The sequence below is a fragment of the Algoriphagus terrigena DSM 22685 genome (assembly GCF_000429445.1).
GTDB classification, from domain to species: domain Bacteria; phylum Bacteroidota; class Bacteroidia; order Cytophagales; family Cyclobacteriaceae; genus Algoriphagus; species Algoriphagus terrigena.
Map to the genome: position 1 here is coordinate 84,946 of NZ_AUBW01000006.1, position 16,678 is coordinate 101,623.

Below are 16,678 nucleotides of genomic sequence, written 5' to 3' on the forward strand. Positions count from 1 at the left end.
AAAAAGGGACTAAAGCCTCCAAAAATGAAGCGAAAATCTGATCAAAAAATCACCCAAAAAAGACTGAATCACGCGCCGTCTCAGTGGAAAATCTCAGCTTCTTTTTCGGGTCTAATTCCCTCCATTCAGAGATCTCCTGCTTACGGAAATTTTAGAGGTTCGACGCTTCTGCAGGCCGTGAGTTTCTCGGATTTGCTTTCCCCGTCTTCCAGAAAAATCCAAAAATAGAAGCGGCATCAACCACGTAGTTTTAAAAAGGAACGCATGATCGCCGGGGAAAAATGGACACGTAGTTTCAAATCTGGTCCATCGGTTCACGTCAATACTCTTCCCGAGGAAAACTCATCAACGAACTTACAAGTCCCACTTTTGCCGAGAAAAGTCAACTTCCGATTCTGGCAGGTAAAGTTACACCGATCGTAAAACCCGTTGTGCTTTCGCCCGGTACAGCAGGGAGGAACAAACTCTCATTTATGCTGAGAAATCCAGCAATTCGAAAGGCGATCGCTGTCAAAAAAAAACAAAATATGATATATATTAAACAGCTGATTTATATCAACTTTAAACTAATTCAAATAAATAGTAACTTTTAACTGTTTTTGGATTTTCCGATCTCAGTATATTATTTGGTTGCGTAAAAAAAAGCGCTGTCAATCCCGTAAAACTCTGCTCAATCCAAACCTGATCTTGCGTCTACTCCTCAGCGTAAAATCCAAGCTTTGACTTATTTTTAGTCTTGTCTAAAAATTACCAGCACTTCCTTGATCTGCTCCAGCCTGCCTTTTTCACCCCCAACAAGACTACTTAGTACTCTCAATCCGAACCTACGTAGTCCATGACGGGCTCACGGGTTTTTGAAATGCAAACTCAGCCACTAGGCGTCCTGCTGTTTTTTGTTTAGCTTCGATTGCCTACTCCCAATTCCATGCTCACATTTTTTCGTAACACCGCCCTCTCCTACCCAGAAACCACCGAAGAACCCCACTTCAAAAACACCTCTTTTCGAGTGCGGAAAAAGATCTTCGCCACCTATAATTTTGACACGCAACTAGCCTGCCTGAAACTGTCCGAAAAAGACCAGGATCTCTTCTCGGTTTTCGACCGCAGCCTGATCTTTCCCGTCCCAAATAAATGGGGAAAACAGGGCTGGACTTTGGCAAAAATCGAGGCCCTCGATGAGGAAATAATAAGGGATTTATTGCACGCCGCATTTTGTCAAGTGGCTCCCGAAAAACTGAAAAATCCACCCCCCTCCTCCACTCCTCCAAAACCGTGAAAATCAAATTTTCCTCCGCGTTCAAGACTCCTTCAGAAGATCAAGCTTGGTTCAAAAACTGGGTAAGCCAACTTGAAAAATCGAACCGTCGCGTCTACGAAAAAATCGAGGTCAGCACGGGACTCGGCAAAACGATGGTCTACGGACTCGGGACTTCCGACGTGACGCTGGAGCCTTTAGTGATTTTTCCCGGAGCCCGAACCACGGCACTCATCTGGGACTTTGACCGGAACCTCGATCAGTTGCTCGACCGGTTCCGGATCTACCTCGTCGAGACCAACGGCCTCCCCAATCTCAGCGACGGTGACACGCCCGACATCAAGTCACTCGACTACGGTCATTGGGCCGCCGAAGTGATGGGAAAGCTGAGGCTTGAATTAAGCTATGTGGCCGGAGCCTCTTTCGGAGGATTGATCTGCATGAAACTCTGCATTGCGCATCCTGAAAAGGTTAAGACTGCATTCCTATACAATCCCGGCTGTCTACAGCCATTTTCCCTGGCGCTAAGCAATCTTTACTACAATCTCCTACCGATCCTTAGCCCGAACCGGAAAAACGTCGAGAAGTTCCTTAAAAAGGCCATTTTCCATCAACCTGAACATTTCCTTTCTGCCACAGCCTGGGATTTGTTGGTGGACTATGAACTGTTTGCCTTGACCCGATACCGGGACAAGACGCAAAAGCCCTATTTCATGAATAAGGAATTGACTCAGGTTCAGACAGCGGTTTATCTTGCTTTGGGCGAACAGGACCTCCTATTTCCGGCTAAAAAGTCACTTTCTAATGCAAAGGGGCTACTTCCGAATCTCAAAACCAGCAAGATCTTTCTAGCCGGACACGGAGTGGAAACACTTCCCGCTGCCATGCTTTTTCTCAAGGAGAATGTCGCAAAACTGGAAAACTGGTAAATTGCCTCAAATTTCGATCTATGAGCTGGATTATTCTGATCATCGCTGGTTTGTTTGAAGTGGGGTTTGCGGCATGTCTCGGCAAAGCCAAGGAGGCCACAGGCATGACGGCGGTGTACTGGTACGCCGGATTTTTGCTTTGTCTGACCATCAGCATGGTGCTGCTGATTCGGGCTACCCGGGAATTGCCCATCGGGACTGCCTATGCTGTCTGGACAGGAATCGGCGCGGTAGGTACTGTTTTAGTCGGCATTTTTGTATTCAAAGAGCCCGCGGACTTTTGGAGGGTATTTTTCATCGCGACCCTGATCGCCTCGATTGTCGGGCTGAAAGTCGTCTCCCACTAAACCCTGAGCAGGTCGAATCCGCCCATTTGTTCAGGTGAATAATTTACGTTTGTCCCCATTCGCACAAAATTGTTCGGTCAAAGTGGATACGCAGCCACCAAAACGGTGGATTTGAAGAAAAATGAGGATTTTTCATTGGCATAAATACTGTGGATACCCATGAGCATCTAAAATCCACAACTATGAGCTACATCGCTATACCCATCCCCAGAGGAGCCGGAAAACAGGACATCCAGATCGATGTGACTGTCAACAATGAGAAACAGGCGTTGCACTACAAAGTCGAGCTTTTCTACTGGGACGACTGCAAAAATCCCCAGGGACATCGTGCCGACTGCATTGCCGAACTACTCTCGAAGCACGATCCGAACTGGACCGTTTATTACATCGGAGCTCCCACGGACGATTTTGTGCCCATTACCTTTGTGGAGCGTAGAGTCAAAAGCGAATTGACCCTGAGTCATTAGAATTCGCAAAGTACAGCCCTTCAAACAATCCGTGATTTCAGCTTCATTACTCTGACGAAAAGCGGCGGACAGTTAGTTCCTTCCACGAGCCAATTGCTGAGCCGGGTTTTGCTGACATGTTGCATCAGAAGGTTTGCCAAGCACTCTCCCTATGCTCATTTGACCTAGATTCAAGGTGGAACATCTGTAAAAATGTTTTCCGTTAAGATTTAAACTTGGGTCAAAGCGAAGTCGGACGTGGATGACCAGGCCCTACTTCTGAAAAAGTAGTAAAACTTCAAACGCCCCAGACATCAATCTTTGCCGCTTCCTTTAAACTGGTCTTCCTTGTAGGCAAAGAGTACATTGAAGGTAGTCAGGGAGCCGTAACAGCGGGTGATGTATTGTTGCAGGCCGATGCGATCTTCGTCGTCCAGCTTGGGGTGGTTGTTGATGTTTTGCTCCAATACCCGAAGCTTTTCCCGGACCATGACGATCTTGCGAAAGAAGGTCTCAACAGGAATCTCTTTGGCCTGAAGGCTTTTGTCCGAAGGCTCGATGATCAGATTTCCTCCCATCCATTTTCCTCCCAAAGGAATCAATGGCGCACGTTCTGAAGTAGCGATCAGTGCCTCACGGATTGCCCGCTCGACATCCTTCATCGTCAGCGTGGGGAAATCCGGCACTTTCGCTTCCTCGACCGTATAGCCGTCGTAATCCCGCGCCAGGGTCTTAACTTCCTCAGAGGCCGTAAAATAAATTTTGTAGTAGGTAGAATCTACCGAGACGATGATCCCTGATCCAAATTTGGGGTGGCCTATCCGGCTCCCCACTCCGAGTTCGCTTTCTGACATTTGATTTTTTTCTTCCAAAATAGCCAAAAAAATGAGAGGGGCTAGAAACAAGTATCAAGAACCCAGCGGCTGGATAGCAAAGAGGTGCCCAGTACCATGTCATCAATACGCGTACGTGATCGTCAGCTTTCCTTGCCGGGTTTGGCTATCGTAAAATAAAACGTCGTTCCTTCTCCAAAAACCGATTCCAGCCATATCCGCCCCCCGAGGGTTTCGATGATCTTCTTCACAATCGCCAAGCCCAAGCCGGTGCCGGTGTAGGCGTCCTTGGCATGAAGCCGCTGAAAGATGACGAATATCTTTTCGAAATATTCCTGCCTGATCCCGATCCCGTTGTCTTTGACAGAGATCAGCCAATGATCCTTTTCCTCCCGGCAGGCGATGGATATCACAGGAGGAACGTCCTCCTTGCCGTACTTTAACGCATTGCTGATCAGATTCTGGAACAGCTGAAGGATGGGGGATCTGAAGCTCGTGACCGTAGCATGTCCTCCAAACTCAATCTTCGCCCCCTTCTCGATGATAAGTTGGGATTGGAGTTGGGAAACCTCAAAAATCACCTCCTCCAGATTGACCTCTTCGAGGACTTTGCCGACTTTGCCAACTCTGGAATACTCCAACAAATCGAGGATGATCTGCCTCATCCGGGTGGCTCCATCTACGGCAAAGTGGATGTAGCTCTGGGCCTTTTCGTCCATCTGGCCCCGGTACTTCCGATCCAGCTGGGAAAGAAAACTGGACACCATCCTGAGCGGTTCCTGCAAGTCATGAGAGGCGACATAGGCAAATTGCTCCAGTTCCGCGTTGGAAACCGCGAGTTCTTTTGTCTGCCGTTCGAGGTTTGTATTTAGCCTTTGCAGAGAGTTTTCAAACTCCTTCCTATCTGTGATATCCGACAGCGCCCCAATGATCCGGATGGACTGGCCTTCTGGATTTCTCGTGAAAATCGCCCGGTCCATGACATGGGCATACGAGCCGTCTGCTCTTTGAAAGCGATACTCTTCATTCCAGTTTCGGATTTCCGGATTGCTTCTTGCCTCGGCCATACTCGCTTCGATCCGGCTGCGATCCTGCGGATGGACCCGGCTGATATAAAAATCGAGGCTGGGAGTGATTTTGTCCAGATCATAGCCAAAGCGAGTTGCAAACCCAGTTCCCCAGTACAGCTTGTTTTCGATCAATTGGAAATCCCATATCGCATCGTTGGTCGCTTCGGACACCCGCTCAAACCGGTCGTTTGACTGCCGGATTTCTTCCTGGGCTTTTTTGTGTGCTGTGACGTCTTTGAAATACACCGTCAGTCCCGAATCAGAAGGGAACGCTGAGATCGAAAACCAGGATTTTAATTTCTCGAAATAATCTTCAAAAGCGATGACGGCTCCTGTTTCAAGCGCCAGCTGATAGTTTTTGTAGGATTCGCCTGCTTGTTCGCTGCCAAAGATATTCCAGAGGTTTTTTCCCAAAATATCTTCCCTGGGCACACGGAGCAGCTTTTCTGCCTGTTTGTTCCAATAGGTGACTGTGAATGAACTGTCTACCGCAAAAAAACCATCCCCAATACTTTCCAATATGGTGTTCCGCTCCAAGAGGAGACTTGTGAGATTCAATTCAGACAGTTTCCTGTCATGAATATCCTGAAAACTGCCGTAGGCGCTCAAAACTTTCCCCCTGACTAGAAGTGCCTCACCGATGCAACGAATCCATTTTTGAGTGCCATTGCCGGAGATCAACTCCAACTCCACGTCGAAAGCAGCACCGTGCTGAATCAGATTTTCCATACAGTTCCTGACAATCCCTTGGGATCCGTCGACAAACACCGAATATGCCCGATCCAACTCTGTCCCGCTGAGATCTCCGAATTCCAGGATCGAACGTGTCGTAGAAGACCAATTCAGCATCACTGGCGAGCCGGACAAATCCAGTTCCCAGCTCCCGATTTTGGCCATCCTTGCAGATTGCTCCAGGAGGTGTTCCAGATTTTTGCGCTCAGTCACGTCCATGATCAGGGCATCCCATACGATCGATCCATCTACTTTTCTGACCGGCTTACCCAGTCCCTCACGCCATCGAATCTTGCCCTGGGGTGTCAGTACCCTCCATTCACAACTCCAATAATTTAGGGTTTTGGCAGAATGATCGAGACTGTCTCTCACCAGATCCAGTTCACCTCTCTGCGCGACCCGAGACCATACCAGACGGCTGTCCGACATGCATTCGTCAGGAGTCAGCCCCAAGAGCGGAATGGCTCCTTTGCTGACATAGCGAAACTCATCCGTACCGTCAGGATTGAGGACATATTGAAAAATCACGCCTGGAATACTGTCCGAGACTCCCTTGAGCCGCTCCTCCATCAGCTTCCGCTCTTGGATATCCTGAATAGAGCCAAAAATCCGGACGCATTGGCCATTCACAAACTCCGCCTCTCCGATCGACCTCACCCAACGCTCCTGGCCCTTGGCAGTGATGATGGGGGCTTCAAAGTCAAACTTCTCTCCTTTTTCGATCGCAAGAGCTACCTCTTTGGCAACGATTTCCCGATAATCCTCTCTATAAAAATCTATTCCCTCAGCAGAAGAAGCCGAAAAGTCAACAGGCACTTCGTGAATCTCACAGGTAATGGCAGACCACAGCAGTCGATTCTGAGCCACATCCATTTCCCAAGCTCCCATTCTTGCCACTTTGGAAGCGCTGGCCAGCAGCGTCTCCATCTTCTTCAGCTCGGTGCTATCACGGAGAACACCGATCATCCTCAGCGGATTTCCCCGCTCGTCCCGGATGAGGTAGCTAGACTCCTCCACGAATGCAAAGCTTCCGTCTTCCTTCAAAAACCGGAACTGGTTAGTCCACTTGTGGGCAGTGGGATCGGCGATAAAACGGCTCCATGCATCGGCCTTTTCAAGACTGTCCGTCGGGTGCATCAGGCTAATCCATTTCTCCAGGTCAAACTCATCGCCGTCGTAAACATGGCCAAAGACCCGCTGGAGACTTTCCCCCCAGTGAAATTTATCGTTTTTGACATCCCAGTCGAAAATCGCTTCGTTGGTCGTCTTATTGACCAACTCATATCGTTCGTTGCTGCGTCTGATTTTTTCCAGGTGATCGTACTGTGCCATCATGAGGGAAATGAGGCGATGGGCACGCTCAAGTGCCTGCAGTTCTTTTTCCCCGACCTCTTTGGGCGTCGAATAGTAGTTGGCAATCGTAGCCACGACCTTACCCTCCGAATCGATGATTGGGAAGGACCAGCATGCACCTACTCCAAACGCGCGGGCCAAGTCCCGGTAATTTTCCCAACGCGGATCCTTAGATACATCCGTGACAAACACTTTTTCATTCAAATACGCTGAAGAGCCACAAGAAGCCTCGTTGGGTCCGATCGGGATTCCCTCGATCGCCTCGATCATCTCTTGGGGAAGACTGGGCGAGATCGCATTGACCAAGCGCCCGTTCACTACCCGGGAGAGGGAGGTTCGCATGCCCGGGATCAGCGATTCGAGATGGACGAGGTATCTTCTATAGAGCTCATTCTCGTGGGTACCGTTTACCAGGCTGGACTCGATGAATTCCTTTTCGATTTCGAGGAGTTTTTGGAAAAAATAAATGTCGCTGATGTCCATAAGGGCACCCACTACCCGCACAGGATTGCCTAAGTCATCCATCACTTTGATAGATCTGTCACGAATATGGGCGTAGGTTCCGTCCCCTTTTTGCAGCCGGTACTCCCGGGTCCAAATTGAAATCTCGGGGTTGTCGAGTGCGTCTTGAAATTCGCCAACCGCCTGATCGAGATCGGCTGGATGGATTCGTTCGTAAATCACCCCAAAATCCCCCTTCGACTTGTCCTCTTCTATACCAAAGGCTTCTCCAAAAGTCTCGCTGAGCATCAGCTTCCGACTCACCGGGTCGTAGTCATATATGCTCTCGGAGCCCGCCTTTAGCACCAGCTTGAAGCGTTCATTACTTTGCTCCAGCGCTCTTTGTGCCTCGAGCAGCCCAGTGACATCCACAGAATTGACCACCACGCCTCGGATATCGGGATCGTCGATCCAATTGGTCCCGATACTTTGAATCCAAGTCCAGCTTCCATCTTTATGTTGATATCTAAACGGGGCCGTTCTGACACTTTTAGTTCCGAGCAGAGCTAAAAAATCTGCGTAGATCCGCTGCACGTCGTCGGGATGGATCAACTCAAAAACAACCTTTACGATAAGCTCCTCCTCCGTAAAGCCCAAATATTCCAAGAAATTGGAGCTAATGTACTTGTACTCCCCCTCTGGACTGAGGATAGCCACCATATCGGCCCCTTCCTGTGCCAGCTTTCGGTACTTGTTTTCAGTTTTTTGGCGAAGGTCCTCCGCCAAAACCTGCTCGGTGACGTCTTTGAAATTGTTGATCAACCCCTTGATGACGGGATCGTCCAGCAGATTGGTCAGAGTTCCGGAGACATGACGCCAGGTCCCGTCCAGATGCCTCATCCTTGAAATATTGCCCTTGATCGGCTGACCGGGATTCTCGAGCGCCGTCTGAAACCAGCCCTCAAACCCTTCCAAATCATCAGGGTGAACCCACTCTCGGATCGACTCCGCGGCTCGCTCCTTGGTTTTGTATCCGAGTATCTTGGACACAGATTCGGTTTCGAAGTGTGGTACTCCTTTTTCATTCAGGATTAGGATAGCATCTTCGCTGTTTTCAAGCAGGATTTCGAAGCGTCTCTCACGGACGTAGATTTGCTCATGAGCCACCACTTGCTCCGAGGTATCCTTGGTCGTGCCGTACATCCATTGCTCAGGAGATCGGGTCGAATCCACGGTCAGCTCTCCCCGATCCAACACCCACACCCAATAGCCTCTTTTGTGCCTCATCCGCAGCTCACATTCATAGCGGGGCAAGATGCCCGAGCGATAGTCCGCAAGTACCCTTGTAGATTCGGCAAGGTCGGCCGGATGAACAAATCCGTCATGCGTTGCCTTCGTGATTTTGCCCATTTCCTCCGCCGTGTAGCCGAGCATCCTCGCCCATCGCTCAGTGTATCGAAACTCGTCCGTGTCGAGACACCAGCTCCAAACTCCCACCTCGGCATCATCGATAATCTTGTGCAGATGGGCTTTGGTATTCCGGTGTAGCTCACTTAGGAGCATGAGCTCTTGCTGAGTCTCTTCCAATTCTAAGAGACTCACCGCCTGCCGGGCTAGCTTCTTCAGGGACTCCAACTGTGGGTTCGTGAGGTTTGGGCGTTGCTGATCCAAGACGGCCAGCCGGACGATCGATTTTTCGGAAGAAGTCTTGAGAGAAACGCAGGCATAAAAACCCGTCCCCGCTCCGTCCTCGATCGATGGGTCTGTGCTCAGCAAGGACTTTTTCCCGTCAGCCGAAAGCATGGTGACGCTTTCTCTTGAAGCAGCTAAGAGATCTTGCAGGTGTTCTTTGGAGGGCTCCTGGACATTCTCCGAGCAAAAAATAGATTTGATGGAATTCACGCCTTCAGTCTCTGTCGAGAGGACGGCAATGGCAACTTGGCAGCTATTGGCTGTCAAAAAAGTAAGGTCATCCAAATTCGATTCACGCATCGTGAAAGGCTGTCCGTTTGCTTCCATTTTACTCAATTTACCCGATCCCAAAGTAAATTCTCCTAGTATATTCCTGCTAAATCCTGGTTCCAAACCCCTCCTTATCCAGCCAGCCTGCCAAGCGATTAGCTTGAAATATAAGCATTAATGGCAGTTTCATTTCAAAAACCGGGATTTCAAAAACCTTCTTTGGAAGCTTGAAGACTGGTTCTGAAAAAGAAATTTTGCAAACTTAGATCCAGCCCTCGGACGACCTGATCTAATTTCAATTCATCCCAATGAAAAAGCTCCTTCCCAACCTGACTTCCGTCTTTCTCGGCTTCACGTTCTGGACCGCCGGCATGGTTAAGCTCTATGCCGGACATCAGTTTATCGGCTGGATCGGTCCACCCTGGCTGGTAGAGCGCCTGGCCGAGTTTGACCTTGGACTTTATGCCAGCTTCATCGCGGTTTGTCAGATCACGATCGGCTTCATGCTGCTGACGACCCGTTACAAACTGATCGGCAGCATCATGATGATCCCAATGATCCTGAACATTCTGATGGTGACGATCTCTCAGCATTGGCGGGGCACGCCGTATGTGCTCACGGTGCTTTTGGCGATGAACCTATATCTGCTGTGGCAGTATCGGGACTTCTTCTGGCCCCTGATAGAGGAGGGTGAAAACGGCGGCAAACTCCAGACCAGAAACACCAAATCCCGGCAAGGCCATGTGACCTGGTTGGCTGGATTGGGACTTCAGCTGATCTCTGTCCCGGTTTCCTTTCTGAATCTTCCCCTCGCCTTTTCATTGGCTGGCGCTGGGGTGATTATCGGGGTATTAAGTTTTAGAGTTGATTTGGTTCTACTGCGAAAAACAGCAAGACAATCCTTAAATTAGAGCTAGACCCAAAACACAAAACGATGATCGTAAACCCCTATCTCAATTTTGACGGCAAAGCCGAGGAAGCAATGACTTTTTACAGATCCGTCTTGGGAGGTGAATTTGAAGGCGGAGTCAGCTATTTCGGTGACGCTCCCGGCATGGAACTTCCCGAGGATGAGAAAACCCGTGCGATGCACATCTCTCTGAAAGTAAGCCACCAGGTGATCATCATGGCCAGCGATATCGCCCCATCCATGGGTCATACCCTGACCAAAGGCAATCACAACTACATCTCCCTGGCTCCAGACTCCAAGGAAGAAGGTGAGCGGATCTTCAAGGGACTTTCCGCTGACGGAAAGATCGAGATGAACTATGAAAAAACCTTCTGGGGAGCTTACTTCGGCAGCTTCGAGGACAAATTTGGCATCGGCTGGATGATCAATTATACGCTGGCACCGGGCGAGGAATAGCTCTTAGACAAAAGATGCAAGAATCAAGACGGGGTGACATTTAATCCAAAAAATTCCTTATTTAAAATCTTTGGCTGAATATCTTTTGCCTTTGATTTCACATTCAGGCCTAACTTTGAATTTATCTTGATTCTTATTTCTTGGTTCTTGCTTCTCAAAAAATGAAACGCCTCGCCATCCTCGCCTCCGGCAGCGGCTCCAACGCCGAAAAAATTATGGAACACTTTCAGCACTCCGACAAGGCTGAAATCGCCCTAGTTGCATCCAACAAGACAGAGGCCTTCGTATTGGAGCGAGCCAGGAAGTTTGGCGTACCGACGTTTACTTTTTCCCGGAAGGAAATGGACGCAGGGATGCTTTTGGAAAAACTTCAGGCCGAAAACATCGATTGGGTGATCTTGGCGGGCTTTCTGCTGAAAATCCCAGATCATCTCACCCACGCTTATTCTGATAAGATGGTTAACATCCACCCGGCACTGCTGCCAAAGTATGGGGGAAAAGGCATGTACGGGAGCTTCGTCCACGCAGCAGTCAAAGACGCCGGCGACACCGAAACCGGCATCACGATCCATCTGGTCAACGAGCACTATGATGAGGGGAAGATCATCTTTCAGGCAAGCACGCCTGTCTCCTTGGAAGACACCCCGGAGACGATCGCCGACAAAGTCCATGCGCTGGAGCATGCCCATTTCCCGAGAGTGATTGGCGAGTTGGTGGGAGTGTAAGGTCGGTGTGAGGTGAGCTGTATGAGATGTACACGGTGAGTGGCCTTAGCTTCGGGATTGGATTACAAAGCGGTCAGCGTAATGCGAAGTGAACAAACTTGAGAATAACCAAACCACAAAAAACATGAGAAGGGTAATTGCAGCGATCAATACGACACTGGACGGGTTTTGCGACCATACCGCCATCACTCCCGATGAAGAGATACATCGGCACTACGAGGATCTGCTGGATACCGGGGACACCATCCTTTATGGACGGATTACCTACGAACTGATGGAATATTGGGAACCGATGGTGAAAAACCCCACCGGTGAAAAGTCAATGGATGACTTTGCTCTGGCCATAGATAGAATCCCAAAGGTTGTCTTCTCCCACACAATGAACAATTCGAATCGGACCATCGGATGGGAAAGTGCAAGGCTGGCAAACCGGTCGCTTGAAGAAGAGGTATTGGCACTGAAGCTACAGCCAGGCAGGGATATTCTGGTCGGCAGTCGGAGTTTGATCATCCAATTGATTAAGCTTCATTTGATTGACGAATTCCAGCTTTGTGTTCATCCTGTGGTAGTGGGAAGCGGCATGCCGTTGTTTGAAAACCTGACCGACCGGACTACTTTCAAACTCGCAAAGACAAAAACATTCCAGTCTGGCGCAGTCATGCTCTACTATGAGCCAACTGGCGGATAACGGCAATCGCAACGCTTGGGCATTGTATTGGGACTTTTTTAGAGTCAAAAAGCCGGTATCGTCCTGTTACCCCGGGAGCAATGATCCCGTTCGTAGACTTTTAGCATTCGTTTTTTCGATCTCAGTACTGGAAACGCGACGCGAGGATCGTCTTACTTTAGTATTTTCAGAGCCTGACCAGCATGCTTCTCTTTTGAAGGAAAGGAATAGTCCATCACCGCACCCGGACAGGTAGTAAGACCAGCAATCATCCTGTTTGAAAATTTAAAGACCGAAATATGAGCGATTACGGAAGAAGGAAGTTTCTAAAACTCTCCGCCGCAGGTCTGGCGGGTACCCTATGGGCGCCATTGATCGAGAAAGCCCTGGCCGTGGAAGCATTCAATGCCACCGGGTCTATCCAAGACGTGAAGCATGTGGTCATCCTGATGCAGGAGAACAGATCCTTCGATCACTATTTCGGAGCAAAAAAGGGAGTTCGGGGTTTTGGAGATCGATTCCCGATCCCTTTGGCCAGCGGACAACGGGCCTTTCATCAATCAGACGGAGAGAAGATCGTCCCCCCTTATCGCGCACATGCCAAGACTTCCAATGCCGCCATGATCAAAGGTACACCACACGATTTTGCAGACATGCAGGCAGCATGGAATCAGGGCAAATACGGGTATTGGCCGCTGTTTAAGACCCCCTACTCCATGGCCTATTACACGCGGGAAGAAATTCCTTTTCAATACGCGTTGGCGGATGCTTTCACGATTTCCGATGCCCACCACTGTTCAGTCGCCACCGGAACGGACCCCAACAGGATTGTTTTTTGGTCCGGCTCCAACTTCGACCCCGAAAAACGCGCGGCGGGAATCAACTGCACCGATGTCGACTCCGAGCCCTGCAACGTCCGATGTTGGGTGACAGGAGCGGAACCCGACCCCGGCTACACGTACCAGCTCAACGGTTTCAAATGGCCAACCATACCGGATGTATTGCAGGAGGCAGGAGTCAGCTGGCGAATCTATCAGGATCCGAATAACAACTGGACCGGGGCCATGCACGGGTGTTTGGCATTCGATTCCTTCCGAAACGCAAAACCGGGTTCACCGATCTATGAAAACGGGATGCGGAATTTCTCGATAAAAGACCTGAAAAAGGACGTCGAAAACAATCAGCTCCCAGAGGTCAGCTGGATATTGCCATCAAGAAGTGATTCAGAACATCCGAGTGCTCCCTCGAGCCCTTACCGCGCGGGCTATTTTACCCAGCAGGTGTTGGAGGCACTCACCAGCAACCCTGAGGTCTGGAGCAAGACAGTCTTTTTTCTGTCTTTCGACGAAAACGACGGCCTTTTCGACCACTTGCCGGCCCCGGCTGTTCCATCCTATACCACAGAAAACAAACTTGCCGGAAAATCGACCCTTCCGCTGGAGGGGATGTATTTCCACAACGACAAGGGGACAGATCAATTCCTGCTTCACGACGGAAAAAGCAAGCGGATCTATCAAGACAAACGCGACACGATATCCGGACCAATTCGACCCTGGGGGATGGGCCCCCGAGTGCCGCTTTACATTATTTCGCCCTGGAGTAAGGGTGGTTGGGTTCATTCCGAAGTGGCTGATCATACCTCTGTGGCAAGTTTTATTGAAAAGAGATTCGGCGTAACTATTCCCGCGATCTCGCCTTGGCATCGCGCCGTCAGCAGCGACCTGACTTCGGCCTTCAACTTTGAATCCCCCAACGACCTCGTCTTTCCCACCCTGCCCGACATGTCGGATTTCGAGCAGCGGGACGAGGCATCCAAACTGCTTCCCAAGGCCGAAGCTCCGGAACAACCCGCTCAGCTCTTCCAGGAAAAAGGCTCCACCTTCTCCAGAGCGTTGTCGTATGCGCTGTATTGCCATGCCCAGCCCTTGCCGGATCAGCAGCAAATCCAACTGGCGTTTGACAACCGGGGAAAGAAGGGCGCTGTCTATCACGTCTATGACATGAATAACCTGGAGCACATCCCCAGAAGATATACCGTCGAGGCCGCCAAGCAAATCCACGATGAATGGGATCTTAGTGAAACATCGGGCCAGTATAACCTGGAGGTGTTTGGACCCAATGGCTATTTCCAGTCGTTCAAGGGATCGGTGCTTACCGGGGAGCCGCTCGTGCGCATCGAATATGACCGCAAGGACGGAGGACTTCACATCCACTGCGAAAATCCGGGAAAAGTCCCAGTCCAAGTAGAAGTGACCGACAATGCCTATGGCTATGGGACGAAGGAATCCCTTTCTATCCCACAGGGGCAAAGCAGAAAAACCTATCAAAATCTAACGAAAAGCGGCAATTGGTATGACTACTCCATCACTACCGCAGGCGGAATGGAACATCGATTTGCGGGACGGGTAGAAACAGCCAAACCGAGCATCACCGATCCTGCGATGGCGCAACATTTGGAATAATCAACGCCAAAAAAACCGTTCTCTTCCTTCCGAAATGGGACTGTTCACAAGCTCCTTCCTATCTTGGTTGGAGTTGAAAAGAAGACAACCTGGTAAAGCACCCTATGCCCAAGCGTCCCCAAACCCCAAAAGAAGAACTTGCCAATGCCTTTTCCCATGGCGTTGGGCTGATTTTGGGTTTGATCGGGATTCCTTTTCTGATCCAGAAAGCGCTCCAATCCGGCGAAACATCCACCTTGGTGGGTGTGATCACGTTTAGCATCGGAATTCTGATGGTGTACACCTTTTCGACCCTCTACCATTCTGCAAAGGATGTCCGGTGGAAAAGCAAGCTTCAGGTATTGGATCATGTTTCGATTTACTTTCTGATTGCGGGCTCTTACACACCGATGGTCTTTGCGGTGCTGAAAGCGGACAAAGCTCTTATTTTTCTGGCTATTCTGTGGGGGTCGGTTTTGGTAGGGATTTTTTTTAAAATCTTTTTCACCGGTCGGTTTAAAGTCCTCTCAGTAATTATCTATCTGACGATGGGTTGGCTGGCGGTGTTTTTCGCGAACGATGTGTTGGAAAAAATCAATTTAGAAACTCTGAGCTGGATTGGAGCCGGAGGTATTGCCTATACCCTTGGCGTGTTCTTCTACGTCAAGAGTAACAGACCTTTTTTCCATGCGATTTGGCATGTTTTCGTCCTTGCGGGGACATTCGCACACTATGTAGCGGTGTCCCAATTGATATAAAAAAAGTCCAAGCCTTTAGACCTGGACCATTTTAAACTCTAAATTCAAAATTCTAAACTTTCTCCACCCACTCCACTCCGGTGTCCTTCCAAGCCCGGTCGTTGGCAGAGTTGATGACTGCCTCGCAGACTTTTTGGGTTTCGAACGCATCACGAAATGTTGGATGGCAAGGCTCTCCAGTTTGCAGGCTAAGGAAGAAATCTGCCACCTGATGGATAAATGAATGTTCATATCCGATGGAAGTGCCCGGAATCCACCAACGATTCATATACGGATGATCGCCGTCTGTGACGTGGATGGATCTCCAGCCTCTGAGTTTCCCTTCGTCACTGTGATCGAAGTACTCCAGTCGCGTCAGATCGTGCAGATCCCAGCGGATGGAGGCATTTTCGCCATTGATCTCCAGCGTGTACAGCGCCTTGTGACCACGGGCATAGCGGGTAGCTTCGAAAAGCCCCAAAGAACCGTTGTCAAAGTGGCAATGGAAAATACAAGCATCGTCGATCCCGACTTTTTGTTTTTCCCCGGTCGTGGTGTGCACCCGCTCTTTGACGAAAGTTTCGGTCACGGCAGACACGTCTTTGATCCCACCGTTGATCCACATCGCAGTGTCCACGCAGTGCGCCAGCAAATCACCGGTCACACCCGAACCTGCAGCGTCTACGTCCAATCTCCAGGTGCCGTCACCGCCCTGAGGTAAGTCGGGGTTGATGGTCCAATCCTGAAGGAAGTTGGCGCGGTAGTGGAAGATCTTGCCCAGCTTGCCTGAAGCCACGATATTCTTGGCGAGGGTGACAGCTGGAATTCTTCGGTAGTTATACCAGACGGTGTTTTTCACGCCTGCTGCTTCGACAGCCTTTAGCATTCCTTCTGCTTCAGCGACTGTCCTGGCCAGCGGCTTTTCGCAGAGGATCATCTTGCCAGCAGCTGCAGCCGCGATGGCGATCTCGGCATGGGAATCGTTGGGCGTACAGATGTCCACCGCGTCGATGTCGTCCCGCTCGATGATTCGCTTCCAGTCTGTCTCGTAGGATGCATAGCCCCATTGCTCAGCAAAGGCTTTTGCCTTGTCCTCGCGACGGGAGCAGCAAGCTTGCAGGACCGGTTGATATTCTTGTTCGGAGAAAAAATCGGGCACACGCTTGTAGCCGCTGGTGTGGATGCGGCCCATCAGCCCTGTGCCGATAAGACCCACTCGAATTAGTTTTTTATTAGCCATAATTGGAAAATTTTAAAATTGGAAGGTTGGAAAATTGAGTTGGAAAGCGGCAAAATGGAACAACAGAAAGGTTTTAGTGCCTCAACGGTTCCCCTTTGTCTTAAACATCAACTCTTCCCTTTACCTCGTAAATC

The 16,678-nt window shown here is 49.8% G+C and carries 13 protein-coding genes; 10 read left to right on the plus strand and 3 right to left on the minus strand.

The annotated features are described in order from the left end of the window. Positions 1 to 925: 925 nt before the first annotated feature. The 4 genes from G459_RS26980 (at position 926) to G459_RS0106300 (ending at position 2,998) form a co-directional block, all read left to right on the plus strand. The gene (locus G459_RS26980) at positions 926 to 1,276 is read left to right on the plus strand and encodes an MmcQ/YjbR family DNA-binding protein (protein ID WP_051315100.1); all 351 of its coding nucleotides are present in this window, start codon (positions 926 to 928) and stop codon (positions 1,274 to 1,276) included. Beyond that, positions 1,273 to 2,184 carry an alpha/beta hydrolase gene (locus tag G459_RS0106285; protein ID WP_035455316.1) on the plus strand — a complete coding sequence of 304 codons (912 nt, stop codon included), beginning with the start codon at positions 1,273 to 1,275 and terminating at the stop codon, positions 2,182 to 2,184. Before G459_RS26980 ends, G459_RS0106285 begins: the two co-directional genes overlap by 4 nt. 20 nt (positions 2,185 to 2,204) lie before the next feature. After that, the gene (locus G459_RS0106290; RefSeq protein WP_026966877.1) at positions 2,205 to 2,531 is read left to right on the plus strand and encodes a DMT family transporter; all 327 of its coding nucleotides are present in this window, start codon (positions 2,205 to 2,207) and stop codon (positions 2,529 to 2,531) included. Positions 2,532 to 2,713: 182 nt separating this feature from the next. Continuing rightward, positions 2,714 to 2,998 (plus strand): hypothetical protein, encoded by a 285-nt coding sequence (locus G459_RS0106300; RefSeq protein ID WP_026966878.1) that lies wholly within the window; start codon positions 2,714 to 2,716, stop codon positions 2,996 to 2,998. A 293-nt stretch (positions 2,999 to 3,291) separates the two neighbouring features. Here G459_RS0106300 and G459_RS0106305 read toward each other — a convergent pair whose 3' ends face one another. Next, on the minus strand, positions 3,292 to 3,831 hold the full coding sequence (locus G459_RS0106305; protein ID WP_026966879.1) for a hypothetical protein: 540 nt from the start codon (positions 3,829 to 3,831) through the stop codon (positions 3,292 to 3,294). Positions 3,832 to 3,953: 122 nt separating this feature from the next. Then, complete coding sequence (locus G459_RS0106310) at positions 3,954 to 9,425, minus strand: PAS domain-containing protein (protein WP_026966880.1); 5,472 nt, start codon at positions 9,423 to 9,425, stop codon at positions 3,954 to 3,956. Positions 9,426 to 9,676: 251 nt separating this feature from the next. On the opposite strand from G459_RS0106310, the gene G459_RS0106315 reads away from it, so the two are divergent. The 6 genes from G459_RS0106315 to trhA all read left to right on the plus strand — a co-directional run bounded on the left by G459_RS0106315 (position 9,677) and on the right by trhA (position 15,325). Next, positions 9,677 to 10,279 carry a hypothetical protein gene (locus G459_RS0106315; RefSeq protein ID WP_026966881.1) on the plus strand — a complete coding sequence of 201 codons (603 nt, stop codon included), beginning with the start codon at positions 9,677 to 9,679 and terminating at the stop codon, positions 10,277 to 10,279. Between the two features lie 23 nt (positions 10,280 to 10,302). Next, positions 10,303 to 10,734, plus strand: coding sequence for a VOC family protein (locus G459_RS0106320; RefSeq protein ID WP_026966882.1), 432 nt, complete (start codon positions 10,303 to 10,305; stop codon positions 10,732 to 10,734). 161 nt (positions 10,735 to 10,895) lie between these two features. Next, positions 10,896 to 11,459, plus strand: a complete 564-nt coding sequence (purN, locus tag G459_RS0106325) for a phosphoribosylglycinamide formyltransferase (RefSeq protein WP_026966883.1) — start codon at positions 10,896 to 10,898, stop codon at positions 11,457 to 11,459. 124 nt (positions 11,460 to 11,583) lie between these two features. After that, positions 11,584 to 12,147, plus strand: a complete 564-nt coding sequence (locus tag G459_RS0106330; RefSeq protein ID WP_026966884.1) for a dihydrofolate reductase family protein — start codon at positions 11,584 to 11,586, stop codon at positions 12,145 to 12,147. Positions 12,148 to 12,425: 278 nt separating this feature from the next. Then, positions 12,426 to 14,588 (plus strand): phosphocholine-specific phospholipase C, encoded by a 2,163-nt coding sequence (locus tag G459_RS0106335; protein WP_026966885.1) that lies wholly within the window; start codon positions 12,426 to 12,428, stop codon positions 14,586 to 14,588. 104 nt (positions 14,589 to 14,692) lie between these two features. Further along, positions 14,693 to 15,325: a PAQR family membrane homeostasis protein TrhA gene (trhA, locus tag G459_RS0106340; RefSeq protein WP_026966886.1), complete on the plus strand. Its 633-nt coding sequence runs from the start codon at positions 14,693 to 14,695 to the stop codon at positions 15,323 to 15,325. 52 nt (positions 15,326 to 15,377) lie between these two features. Here trhA and G459_RS0106345 read toward each other — a convergent pair whose 3' ends face one another. Beyond that, the gene (locus G459_RS0106345) at positions 15,378 to 16,544 is read right to left on the minus strand and encodes a Gfo/Idh/MocA family protein (protein ID WP_026966887.1); all 1,167 of its coding nucleotides are present in this window, start codon (positions 16,542 to 16,544) and stop codon (positions 15,378 to 15,380) included. Between the last annotated feature and the right edge of the window lie 134 nt (positions 16,545 to 16,678).

Excerpts from the sequence above, each read along its gene's own strand:
- G459_RS26980 (WP_051315100.1), top strand. The coding sequence starts at position 926 with ATGCTCACATTTTTTCGTAACACCGCCCTCTCCTACCCAGAAACCACC.
- G459_RS0106290 (WP_026966877.1), top strand. The coding sequence starts at position 2,205 with ATGAGCTGGATTATTCTGATCATCGCTGGTTTGTTTGAAGTGGGGTTT.
- G459_RS0106300 (WP_026966878.1), top strand. The coding sequence starts at position 2,714 with ATGAGCTACATCGCTATACCCATCCCCAGAGGAGCCGGAAAACAGGAC.
- G459_RS0106305 (WP_026966879.1), bottom strand. The coding sequence starts at position 3,831 with ATGTCAGAAAGCGAACTCGGAGTGGGGAGCCGGATAGGCCACCCCAAA.
- G459_RS0106310 (WP_026966880.1), bottom strand. The coding sequence starts at position 9,425 with ATGGAAGCAAACGGACAGCCTTTCACGATGCGTGAATCGAATTTGGAT.
- G459_RS0106315 (WP_026966881.1), top strand. The coding sequence starts at position 9,677 with ATGAAAAAGCTCCTTCCCAACCTGACTTCCGTCTTTCTCGGCTTCACG.
- G459_RS0106320 (WP_026966882.1), top strand. The coding sequence starts at position 10,303 with ATGATCGTAAACCCCTATCTCAATTTTGACGGCAAAGCCGAGGAAGCA.
- purN (WP_026966883.1), top strand. The coding sequence starts at position 10,896 with ATGAAACGCCTCGCCATCCTCGCCTCCGGCAGCGGCTCCAACGCCGAA.
- G459_RS0106330 (WP_026966884.1), top strand. The coding sequence starts at position 11,584 with ATGAGAAGGGTAATTGCAGCGATCAATACGACACTGGACGGGTTTTGC.
- G459_RS0106335 (WP_026966885.1), top strand. The coding sequence starts at position 12,426 with ATGAGCGATTACGGAAGAAGGAAGTTTCTAAAACTCTCCGCCGCAGGT.
- trhA (WP_026966886.1), top strand. The coding sequence starts at position 14,693 with ATGCCCAAGCGTCCCCAAACCCCAAAAGAAGAACTTGCCAATGCCTTT.
- G459_RS0106345 (WP_026966887.1), bottom strand. The coding sequence starts at position 16,544 with ATGGCTAATAAAAAACTAATTCGAGTGGGTCTTATCGGCACAGGGCTG.